Source organism: Microbulbifer sp. TYP-18, from assembly GCF_040932045.1.
In the GTDB taxonomy this organism is placed as follows: Bacteria; Pseudomonadota; Gammaproteobacteria; order Pseudomonadales; family Cellvibrionaceae; genus Microbulbifer.
On the sequence record NZ_JBFRBC010000002.1, the window covers coordinates 369,453 to 381,131 of the forward strand.

The 11,679-nt window shown below is 58.0% G+C and carries 9 protein-coding genes; 1 reads left to right on the top strand and 8 read right to left on the bottom strand.

Features of this window, described 5'->3' with window-relative positions; genetic code table 11:
* Positions 1-26 precede the first annotated feature (26 nt).
* Positions 27-173, bottom strand: coding sequence for a hypothetical protein (locus ABVT36_RS03700; RefSeq protein ID WP_368455321.1), 147 nt, complete (start codon positions 171-173; stop codon positions 27-29).
* Between the two features lie 106 nt (positions 174-279).
* Here ABVT36_RS03700 and ABVT36_RS03705 point away from each other — a divergent pair, with 106 nt between their 5' ends.
* A complete protein-coding gene (locus ABVT36_RS03705; protein WP_368455322.1) occupies positions 280-540 on the top strand; it encodes a hypothetical protein in 261 nt (86 codons plus the stop codon).
* A 257-nt stretch (positions 541-797) separates the two neighbouring features.
* On the opposite strand, the gene ABVT36_RS03710 is transcribed toward ABVT36_RS03705, so the two are convergent.
* The 7 genes from ABVT36_RS03710 to ABVT36_RS03740 all read right to left on the bottom strand — a co-directional run bounded on the left by ABVT36_RS03710 (position 798) and on the right by ABVT36_RS03740 (position 11,083).
* Entirely contained in the window at positions 798-2,075 is a 1,278-nt protein-coding gene (locus ABVT36_RS03710; RefSeq protein ID WP_368455323.1) for a sugar MFS transporter, read from the bottom strand.
* Positions 2,076-2,247: 172 nt separating this feature from the next.
* Entirely contained in the window at positions 2,248-2,958 is a 711-nt protein-coding gene (locus ABVT36_RS03715; protein WP_368455324.1) for a DUF6445 family protein, read from the bottom strand.
* Entirely contained in the window at positions 2,955-4,445 is a 1,491-nt protein-coding gene (locus ABVT36_RS03720) for a tryptophan halogenase family protein (RefSeq protein ID WP_368455325.1), read from the bottom strand. The genes ABVT36_RS03715 and ABVT36_RS03720 overlap by 4 nt, the downstream gene beginning before the upstream one ends.
* A 48-nt stretch (positions 4,446-4,493) precedes the next feature.
* Positions 4,494-5,525, bottom strand: a complete 1,032-nt coding sequence (locus ABVT36_RS03725; RefSeq protein ID WP_368455326.1) for a cupin-like domain-containing protein — start codon at positions 5,523-5,525, stop codon at positions 4,494-4,496.
* Between the two features lie 5 nt (positions 5,526-5,530).
* A complete protein-coding gene (locus ABVT36_RS03730) occupies positions 5,531-6,286 on the bottom strand; it encodes a SapC family protein (protein WP_368455327.1) in 756 nt (251 codons plus the stop codon).
* A 110-nt stretch (positions 6,287-6,396) separates the two neighbouring features.
* Complete coding sequence (locus ABVT36_RS03735) at positions 6,397-7,956, bottom strand: tryptophan halogenase family protein (protein ID WP_368455328.1); 1,560 nt, start codon at positions 7,954-7,956, stop codon at positions 6,397-6,399.
* Between the two features lie 136 nt (positions 7,957-8,092).
* A complete protein-coding gene (locus tag ABVT36_RS03740; RefSeq protein WP_368455329.1) occupies positions 8,093-11,083 on the bottom strand; it encodes a TonB-dependent receptor in 2,991 nt (996 codons plus the stop codon).
* Between the last annotated feature and the right edge of the window lie 596 nt (positions 11,084-11,679).

Consider the following 11,679-nt stretch of genomic DNA (forward strand, 5'->3'; position numbering starts at 1 on the left):
GCATCATGGCAGCCAGGCGGGTGGTATCAGCGGCCCCGTATGTCGGACCTGTCACGGGTATCTGCGACCGGCTCCGCCCCCGCCTTGTGAAACTCATAAATGGTCAGGGCGATACCCACCAACAACAGTAGGAAGACCCCCGCCGCTATCGCCAGCAGCATTGAATCGGACATTTTCCCTCATCCCCGTGTCAGAATGGCCGACACTTTGAAATAGATCCCAAAAGCGAGAATGCTGGGTACCCAAAGGGAGGTAAACAACCCCTGCTCCCGATAACCGTTGAACCAGAGAAAACCCGATAGTGCAAAAGACACCGCCACAGCGGATAAAATAAAAAAATCTGACAGCTTCAACATACTCTATTCTCCCGGAGCATTGACCTTGCCCGCAGAGCCACCAAAACCCATTGGCGTTCTCAGCAATGGCAATTGGGTTCAGTTCAACGCCAAAAAAATCATGGAGAGCAGTCGGCAATTTCAAACCGACACGCGGAAAAATCTCTTGGAAATAACCTTTACCGCAACCACCACCGCAGTATAGACCCGGTGCATAGAGGGGCTTGGGGGCGCGACAGGTTGCGGAAAAAGCCTTACCTGGCTTTTCTCAGCACGGGTGCTTGATCTGCCCCTAAGAGTTGAGGAGTAGATGCGGACGAAAGCAGGTTGAAAAAATAAATACGAGGTTTTTTTGCCAACCGGATAAGGGGGCGGGCCACGCCAGAGGGTCCACACTTTGAACCCCGCTGGCGGCAAATAGGGGAGAACTGTTTCCGACGATCCGCCACACGGCGACGGAACTTACCGAGCCCCGCGCACCTGGTGGCCAGCCGCACCATAGTAAAAGATGTATAGATAGCAGAAGATCGGCAGCACAAACGCCAGCTGAATGCCAATCCGGTCCGCCAGCAATCCCTGGAGCACCGGCACCAGAGCGCCGCCGACAATCGCCATACAGAGGATACCTGAACCCTGGCTGGTCAGAGCACCGAGGCGGGCCAGTGCCAGGCTGAAAATAGTCGGAAACATCACCGAATTGCACAAACCGATCGCCAGCACTGCCCACATGGCCACCCGGCCACTGCCGAGGATGGTGATAGCGAGCAGCACGCAGGCACCCAGCGAGCAGGCGCCCAGCACAGCACCGGCGGAAACATAGCGCATCACGGCGGCACCGATAAAGCGGCCTACCATGGCTCCGCCCCAATACAGGGAGACATAAAACGCCGCCTGTTGTTCGCTGATACCGGCTATGGAGTCTTCGGAGAGGAAGTTAACCAGAAAACTGCCAATAGAAACTTCCGCGCCGACATAGAGGAAAATCGCGATGGCACCGAGAAACAGGTGGCGGTGCGCGAGGGTTTTACCAAAGGCGGCGAAGTCGTTTAGACCGGTCACCACCTTATGGCTGTCGATACGCGGCAACTTCAGCAATGCAAAAGTCACCGCTAGGGCCGCCAGGGCCGCGGCCAGCATTAAGTAGGGCCCCTCGACCGCGGAGGCCCGCTGGGCCGCCGCCGCTTCCCCACCGGCGGGGATAGCGATTGAGAGGATCAGCATGGCACCAAAAAATGGCGCCACTGTAGTGCCCAGGGAGTTGAACGCCTGGGTCAGGGTTAAGCGACTGGCGGCGGTGCGCTCGCTGCCGAGCGCGGTCACATAGGGGTTCGCCGACACCTGCAACACAGTAATCCCCGCCGCCAACACGAACAGGGCAAACAGAAACAGCGGATAAGCCTGCAGTCGTTCAGCGGGGATAAACAGCAGGCATCCGACCACTGCCACCGACAGGCCAACCACTATGCCACGCTGATAGCCAATCCGACTCACCAGCGAACCGGCCGGCAGTGAAACGAGAAAATATGCCCCGAAGAAGCAGAACTGCACCAGCATCGCCTGGGCATAGTTCAGATCGAACACACCCTTCAGGTGCGGAATGAGAATATCGTTCAAGCAGGTGATAAAGCCCCACATAAAAAACAGCGAGGTGAGCGCGACCAGCGCAAACCGGTAGCCGGAAGCTTCCCGCTGTTTGGTATCGAGCGAACCCGTCTCGACATTGGTTCCCAGTGTTGCCATTGTTCTTATTCCTCAAACTGCACTTTTATTAACCCGACCATCTAATCGATGACCCCTCACCGGTTGGATGGCCGCCCCAAAAATAGTGGGGCCCAGGTGACCTTGTAACACAAAAGCACCAGCCTAAAGGCCGCTTTTCGGCAAGGAGGTACAAATCGTAGGCGACCGGGACTCAGCGGAATTCGAAGAAAATATTGGCCGTGAGACGTCCCCTGGTGGGGTCGGCACAGATATCACGCTCTGAATCCACCAGGATCGAATGCAACAGATTGCCCGGGTAGATTGCCAGGCGGTGCTGAAGATATTCAATTTGATGGTACAGCTCATATTGACCCGTGGTCCCAGTGCAGTATTGTTGCGCAGGCGCTCCGGCACTCTGCATATACTCACTGGCAGACACCAAATAGGAATCCACACGGTCGTCGCCGATACGCTCGTAACCCGTGGGCTTGTGACGAAAAAAACCGGTGGCCCCGTGACTGCCGGGATTGAGGTACAACAACAGGGCAAAGAAAAAAGGGGACGAAGTGTCGAAGTGGGGTATGCGCTGGAGCGTATCCAGTTCCGCCGGGGATCGGGTTACCAGAGAAAAATACGCCTGCAAGGGCTTCAGGCGCAAACTACTCGGAATCCGGTAAAGTCCATACAGCTGCCGATAAACCCTCTCCAGCACCGCCAGCGCCGGCTCCCTCGGCATTTTGGCGCGCAGGCCCGGATACAGGGTGGCGCCATCCTCGGCAAAACTACCGGCATGGGCGTTGCGCCGCAACGGTTCGGTCCAGGGGGTGAAGCCGTCGATGACCAGCACCGGAGTGCGCTCGGTGCCGATCCGCCTTCCGCTGCCGATAAGGGCAGGCGCTTTTTTGCTGCCGGCCTCGCTCACACAGTCTGCGCCTTGCAGTAGTGATCCAGAAAGTCCAGATGGCCGGGCAGATTTTCCACCTGACGGCGCACCTGCTGGCGAATATTGTCGAGAAAACTGGCCAGCTCCGCATCCCCCATCAGGTCGGCGATGGGGTGGTGACGGGCGGGCATCAATCCCTGGCCGAGCATCACCTGCACCCAGGATGCCACGCCAAACAGGTCCGCCTCGTATTTAAACAAACTGCCGCTGTCTCGAAACATCTCCAGGCGATGGGCCAGGCTGTCGGGAATCGGCATCGAGCGACAGTAGCGCCAGAATTTGCTGTCGCTGCGTTCAGTGACATGGTAATGCAGCACAATAAAGTCGCGGATATATTCCATTTCATGGATCGTTTGCGCATTGAATTCATTGACATCCGCCACACAGATTCCCCGCGAAGGAAACAACTGCATCAGGCGCACGACACTGCGCTGAATCAAGTGGATACTGGTGGACTCCAACGGCTCGATAAAACCGGCCGACAGCCCGATAGCGATACAGTTTTTGTTCCAGTGCCTGCGCCGGGTTCCGGTGCGGAAGGGGATCACCCGGGGATCGCTGATTGGCTCCCCCTCAAGATTCTCCAGCAGTTGCGAGCTTGCCTGCTGTTCGTCCATATACCTGCTGCAATACACCAGCCCATTGCCCACCCGGCTTTGCAGTGGTATTCGCCACTGCCAGCCGGATTCCCGCGCAATGGAGCGGGTATAGGGGACCGGTGGCGCAACCGTCGCCGTCTGCACTGCGATGGCACGGTCACAGGGCAGCCAGTGGGTCCAGTCGTGGTAGCCGCTGTGCAGTGCGCCCTCGATCAGCAGCCCGCGAAAACCGGTACAGTCGACAAACAGATCCCCCTCCACACACTCGCCAGTGTCCAGGTGCAGTGCCTCGATAAAACCATTGTCCCGGTTGAGCTGTACCTCCAGGATCTGGCCCTCGGTGCGGCTTACCCCATGGGTTTCGGCAAAACCACGCAGATAGCGCGCATACAGAGAGGCATCCAGGTGATAGGCGTGGTTGCGATCCTGATTGGGCAGGGCGGCGAAGCGGTGTGAACGGGCGGCCAGGTGTTCTTTGCAATAGTCGCCGATCTCAAAATCGATCCCTTTGTCCAGCCCCTTGCGCCAAAAGTGATGGAATTGCGCCGCCCAGCAATCCTTGCCCAGGGAGCCGAAGGAGTGCAGATAATCGACGCCAATATCGCGCCAGTTTTCGAACATGATGCCCAGCTTGAAGGTAGCGTTGGTCGCCGCCATCACCTCCTGCTCTTTCAACCCCAGCAACTGGTGAAAAATGTGCAGGGTGGGAATGGTTGCCTCGCCGACACCCACAGTGCCGATGGCGTCGGACTCGATCAGGCGGATGTCCAGGTGCTTGCCGATCAATTTAGCCAGGGCAGCGGCTGTCATCCAGCCAGCGGTGCCGCCACCGGCGATGACAACTTTTTTGATAGGATTTTCAGTCATTACTTGACGTCTCGGTTAAAAATAGCCAGGCCCTGCCCAATCCCGTCGTCAGCGCTTCAGCCTGTTGAGCAGTTCCGCCCGCAGCCGGCGCGCCTGCAATTCACTGAGTGGCCGCCTCTGCACGCCCCTTGCGGGCTCCGCTATGTGGTCGGCGCCATCCGCATCGAACACATAGTAATCCAGCAGTGCCTTCCAGGCGTCGCGCTGCCTTTCCGGCAGATCGCGAATACTCAGAATCCCGTGCAGAAGGGCATTCATGGGGCGGCCCATATAGGCCGGTGAGTCCCGCCACCACTGGGTGTAGAGCAGGTTGAAGGAATCCAGGCTCTCCACGTGATGCCACCACATGCCCGGCAGGAACAGGGCATCACCCGGATGTAACTCGGCCACCTGCGCAGAGGCCAGGGCCTCCTGGAAACGCGGAAAACGCTCGAAGTCTGGGTTGTGTAAATCCACCAAACTGATTTCCTGACCGCCCGGGGCAAACTCCAGTGGGCCGGGGTAAAGGTTGGCGATCTGCTCCGGTGGAAACAGGGTGAAGCGGCGGCGACCGGCGATTACACAGGCCAGGTTGTCGGGCAAATCGTAGTGTGCGGCAATCCGTACGCGATTGCCCAGCCACAGAAATCCTGTCGGGTTCAACTGGCTAATTCCCGCATCGTTTTCGGCGGCGAAACCGGGGAACCAGTGGCCCACATCGGTAGAGGCCATGTAAATCATTGGCGGTTTTTCACTATGGGCACAGGCGAGAATATCGTCCAGAACCCGGTTCAGGTCCTCGCGCACACTCCGGTAATTGAAACCGCTCAGTTCCTCATTGTAAAACACCCGGCCGCCGGTTTCCGGGGCGCCATAACAGGCGGATACCGGCACACCCTTATAGTGACCGCGCAGATAGTCGGCCGCCTGCCGCGGCGCTGCACGACCGGCCACCACTGCAGGCCAATGGGCACAGAAATCCCGTATCACCAATGGCTGAGAAAGTCCGCGAATTTTCCCGGCGATACTGTCCGCAGGCAACTTGTCCATTTCCGCCACCGGCGGCAGGGCAGCAAACAGGTCCTCGCCCCTCGTATCCACCGGAATCACCCGCCGGCCACCCGGCGGTTTTTCTCATCCATCAGCCGGCGCACATTGGACTGCGATGCCATCGCCATAAAAATCGCCTCCAGATAACCGGCACTGTGCAACTGTGCCAGCGTTTCTCCGTCCAGTTGCCGCAGCCGGTCCTCATTGATGGTGTAAAAGCCCACCAGCTGGTTGCGCTCACCATTGTCCAGGGTGATATCGAGGGTGAAGGATTCGAGCAGCTCGTGGGCCAGCAGTGCGGCAATAAACCCCTCGTTCTGGCCCAGCCCCTGGTGAATGGCTTCCAGCATGTCCGCCACCTGGTCCAGGTAGGGCGAATTGCCGCCGTGTTGCAAAAACAGGGCTTCGCCTTTTTCACTGTTCACCCGCGGATTTTCCAGATCGATGTGAACCACCCGCTGATTTTTTTCCTGACCCTCTTCGAAAACCGTCTGGCGGCCGATGAGAAATGGCTGGCGGCGGATAGCCAGCGGCACATAGGAGGCGTCCCAGCGGCCATCGCGCAGATACAGGTTTTCGCCCTCAGTAAAGCCCAGCAACGCCAGGCAGAGAAATTTTCCCGTGCGCGCATCCTTCTGAAAGAAAATTGGATAGCTAGCCTGCAGAGAGCGGAATTCAAGTGGAAACGTCAGTGCATACCAGACGTCGTCGCCGTAGGCCGCAGAGCGCTCCGTAATAACGCGAAGCTCGCTGTGGTCAACGCTGTTGAGTGGTACCGCCTTGGTCATATTTACCTCGTTATACTTATCCAATTCTGCAACCCCGCGTGAGCGGAGCCCCCCCGGCAGCCTGTCGAACAACCACTTTTAACGGGGCCTGGGGCACTTCTGATTCATTCGATGCCCTGGTAACCTGCCAGGGTCTAAATAGTTGGCAGCGCCACCTCCCTGAGCTGCCGCAGCAGGTTCCGATTGGTGGGCAGGGCCCGCTGCATTTTCCTGGTCTGCTCGGCATTTTCGCGAAAAAGCCGCTCCGCCTCCGCCGTGTCTTTGCGACGCCGCGAAAATGCCTCCGTCGCCGATATCAGTCCCATACCGGACAGTACATACTGGTAACTGGCCGCTGGAAACAACTCATCCGCCATCACCGCGTCATTCAGCGAGGCCGGGTAAAGACGCCAGATTTCCAGCGCCTCCCGCAAGCTGTCAGGGATGCCCGCCGCCGTGCGGTGGTCGCGCCAATAATCGCTGTCCTCCCGCTTCGACAGTACATAGTGCAGTTTGAGGAAATCGATAATACGTTGCCAGTGCGCGCTGAAACGCCGGTTGAAGCGGCGCTCCACCGCCGCCATGGCGGCGCGATTCGGCGGCAACTGCTCGGCCAGCATCTGGGCCGACTTTTCCACCATTACCAGCGCCGAAGCTTCCAACGGCTCGATAAAGCCCGCCGCCATGCCGATGGCGACGCAGTTCCGGTGCCAGAACTTCTCCCGATAGCCGGGGTTGAAGCGGATCTGCCGCGGCTCGGTGAGCAGGTCCCCGCCACCGTTTCGCTGGATATAGTCACGCAACACCTGCTCCGCCTGGGCATCCGTACTGTGGGCACTGGAGTAGGTGTAGCCGACACCGCGCCGGGAGGGCAGACCGATATCCCAGACCCAGCCCGCATCCCTGGCGCTGGAATGGGTACAGGAGGCGATGGGGCTGTCCTCCTGCGCATAGGCGACCTGGGTCGCCAGGGCGCGATCGTTGAACAGCGTCCGCCCCTGGGGCCGGACCCCAATACCGTAATGCTCGCCAATCAGCAGCGCCGCCGCGCCGCTGCAGTCTACAAATAAATCCCCCTGCAATTGAGCGCCCGATTCCATGTGCAGGAGTGCAATATAACCATCGGGGTCATTCTGTATGCGGGTAATCCGCTCCCGCCGGTGGACAACCCCAAGCTTTTCCGTGCAGTGGCGCTGCAGAAAAGCGGCAAACTTGGCCGCATCCAGGTGGTAACCATAATTCAGCGCAAAGGCGTATTCCGCCGTGGATAGCATCTTGGGTGCCAGGCAGCCGCGGCTGACCTGGGCCTGTCCGCACACAGCGTCCGCATAGGAGACCTGATCCCGGTACGCCTGCCAGTAGGGTGCCAGATTCAATTGTTGAAAAGCCACCGGAGGAGTGAACGGGTGGAAGTATTCCTCCCCCGCGCCGCTGACCCAGTCGATAAAACGGCTGCCCTGTTTGAAGCTGGCATCGCACTGACGCAGAAACTCGGTTTCCGCAATCCCTATGCGCTTTAAGGTTCCGCGCATGGACGGCCAGGTGCCCTCACCCACACCCACTGTGGGTATCTGGGGGGACTCCACCAGTGTTATCCGCACACCACTATCCGGGTCAGCGGCGAATTCGGCCCCCAACAGGGCGGCCGTAAGCCAGCCGGCACTACCGCCTCCAACGATCACCAGGTGTCGGGTTGTCGGGTCAAGCCTACTCATACTCTTGTAACCACCGGTTGGAAACTGGGCCACACAAAGGGACATTGCCATTGACTCGCCGGGCCGTCTCCGTCAACAGAAAAGCCGCTGGGAATCAGCGGCTTTCCATAGCTCTCTGCATTATTCCAGGATGCTATCAGAATGCGTAGCGCGCACCCAATTGCCAGCGGGCTCCACCCTGGTAAACACCGAGCACCTGCTCCCTGGCGCGCCCGTGAACACGACTGTATTCCTCGGTCACGTTCAAGCCCTCCAGAAACACTTGCAGACCTTGCAACTGCGGCACATCGTAGCTCACATTCAGGTCCACCTGCTGGTAGGCTTCGGTGAACTGCGGGTTGGCGCCGGTGCCCTGGCCGCGGGAGTTCAGGAAGTCATCGCGCCAGTTGTAAGCCACCCGCGCCTGCAGGCCATTTTTATCGTAGAAGGCAATCAGGTTCGCGGAGTCGCTGAGACCAACCAGCGCCTCCTGGTCCTCCAACAGGTAGGGGTTGTACTCCAGGCCGGAGTCCACCATGGTGTAGTTGAGGATCACCCCAAAGCCGGTCTCACCAAAGACATGTTGCACTGCAAGTTCCAGGCCATCCACGGTTTCGTCGCGGTCGCTATTGACCGGCGTGTCGATTAGGAACTTCACCAATTCATCGGTTTCCGGGTTACCTCTGATCACAGTTTTCGACGGATCAATATCGCCGGTTTCCGGATCTATGGCGACAGTGACAAATTCACTGCTACCATAGTTTTCGGCGATATACCGCTTTATCGCCAGCGCATCGGTTCCCACCGCTTCCACGGCTTCGTTGTACCAAGCGCCGTCGGCCGGATTCGCTATACCAAAGAAATTCTGCTCCTCCTTAACCTGGGTGATAAAGTTGGAGATCTCCTTCTTAAACAAGCCGATGGAGGCATAGCTGGACTCGCCGTAGTACCATTCAACGGAGAGATCCAGATTGACCGATTCCAATGGCAACAATGCAGGAGTGCCAGTAGAACCGCCAAATTCATTGCGGTTGCCCAGGGTCCCCAGGGTAGTACCACCCTTGATGGAGTTGTAGTCCGGGCGGCCTATGGTCTTGCTGGCGGCCGCGCGTACAAACAGGTCATCGCGCAGTTCAAAATTTAGGTTAAAACTCGGTAACCAGTAGTCATAACCACCCTTGTCGGTAAAAAATTGGCGCTCACCAGTGGGCACCAGTGCTATCTCAGTTGCCGCAATCCAGTCCGCCGCATCATAAATAATGGCTGCAGATGTGGAATCAACTTCCGTGTCCTCGTAGCGCAGACCGAGATGAACGTCGAAAGGCATGGAGCCCAGTGCGGATTCAAAGTTGTATTGGGTGTAAAAAGCCGTGGTGGTTTCGGTGGTCAAGCGGTCCACATCGGCGCTGTAATCCGTAGAGGGACAGAATTGGGTGCCACAGTCACCTATAAAACCCGACTCTAATTGGTCGCCGTAGAGTTCTTCCGCCCGCGCGCGCACCCGGTCAAAATCCCACGCGAAATAGATGTCCTGAATGTCTGCGCCACCAATCTCGGAGAAATCACCGGTGGAAATATCGAATTTGTCCTGAATACTGTCAGCGGGGAAGAAGGAATCATCAAAATCCCCCTCCGCGCCCACACCCCCCCAGGCATTGCGCTGCACATTCACAGACTGGGAGTGATTGGTCACTTCCTGGCTGCTGATACCAAAATCGATATCGGAGGATTCATTGAATTCAAAGTTGCCGCTGAAGTGGTAGGCGTCGATTTCAGAAAAATCACGGGAATTGCCAAACACACTGCCGGTAATTCGCATATCCGATGGCTTAACCGCGTTGCCGCCGCCTACCGCCAGCGCCGGCAGCTCCCCGGTAAAATCCGTGGTGGCGCTGGTGCGGATAAACGCCGCAGTGGAAAGGGTGACATTGGAGCCCCAGGGGCTGTCCGGGCGCCGCTCGGCCTCGGAGTGATGTGTATCCAATGCCAGGGAAAGGCGCTCATTGAGCTGCCACTGCAGGTTCAACCCCAATGTGTCGCCGCGATAGGCTTCGGCCACACTGCCCGCGCCCATGGACAGATCCTGGGGTGTGTCATAGGTTTCCGAGTAGATGAGCGGCGACGCCACTGGACCGTCGGTCCAGACGTTTTCTGACGGCGCAAAAGTGTACCAGGCGGAGATATCATTGTGCTGCTTGGCGATATCGTTGGCATAGTGCATATAGTCCAGGGTCGCGGTGATATCGTCATTGGGTGCCCACTGCAACACCAACTGGCCATTGGAACGCTTGCGCTGCTGTTCCTCAAACTTGTAGATGGTGGTCTGCGGCACCGAATAGATGTCGTCGGGACCGGGCCGGTTCACTTGGTTGTCCTGGGGCACACCGCCCCAATCGCCAGTGCCCGCATCATAATTTTGATCCACACTGCCAGGAAAGCTGCGCCAGCCGGTGCCCACCAGTGCCTGCTGGCTGCCGCTCTCGCGCTCCGCCACGCTGGCAGAAATGGCCACACCAAAAGTGCCCTCGGCAAAAGTGTCGGAGTAGAAGCCGGAATATTCCGGGGTGATGCCGCCTTCCTGGGAGGACTCGTCCAATACGCCTTTGGCGGCAAAGTTGATGCGGCGCTCGCCGATCTCCAGCGGGCGCGCGGTCAGCAAGTTGATGGTGGAACCGATACCGCCACTGGGCACCAGTGCATTGCTGCTCTTGGCCACGGATACCCCGGTGACCATTTCGGAGGCGATATTCTGGAAGTCAAAGGAGCGGCCACCGGTGGTGCGGGCCAGCTGCCGGCCATTGAGGGTCACCAGGTTAAACTCGGGATCAATACCGCGCACAGTGACCTTACTACCCTCACCATTTTGGCGGTCAATGGACACACCGGTGATGCGCTGCAGGGATTCCGCCAGATTGGTATCCGGAAACTTGCCGATATCCTCCGCTGAGATGGCATCGACAATACCTTTACTGTCCCGCTTCACGTCCATGGACCGGGTCAGACTGGCGCGAATGCCAGTTACGGTAATCTCCTCCAGCGGCCCCGTGTCTACTTCCTGGGCCACAAGAAGCTGCGGGCATGCGGTGGCCCCCAGGGCGACAGAAATGGTCAGCGCCAGCCGATCCTTATGGAAAATTGTTCTTCTCATCGACACTACCCCGAATGGTATTTATATTTTGACTGAAGCGTAATTTATGCCTATCGGCGCTGTCGCTTGGTTACCCTTTTGCCGCCGGCCCAGACCCGGCACAGGCACCCGAACCTGGCGATGCGCACGCCATAATCGCAGTTTGCCCGGTTTCGCGGGCACATCAATCGGTGGTGGGGACAAACAGGATATCCCGGATTAAAAGTACGTTAATCGGGATTCCCTGCGGCGAAATGGGATGGGTGGGAGACAGCCGGGGCGGGGATGGGGGGCCGGCTGGGATACCAGGATCGGGACAAAACGGCGGTTTAAGGGGAGAAGCTTCTCCACTGGTTGTGATCCATCGGCTCTGTAACCCTGTCCATTAACCCTGTCCATTGCGCGCTCCGAATCCGGGAGCTTTGCGACTGGGAGAACTTGCAAGCGACCCTGGAAGCAGTGACAGCAATTATTGAACCCGCACTCCGATAGATGATCCATCAGCGATTGGATTGTCGCCTTATGTACCGGAACATGGATGTTCCGGCAAAATCACCGACACCTAAGTCGTTGATTTTGGGCGAAAAGTGAAAATCACATTTTTCACTTTTCGTGTT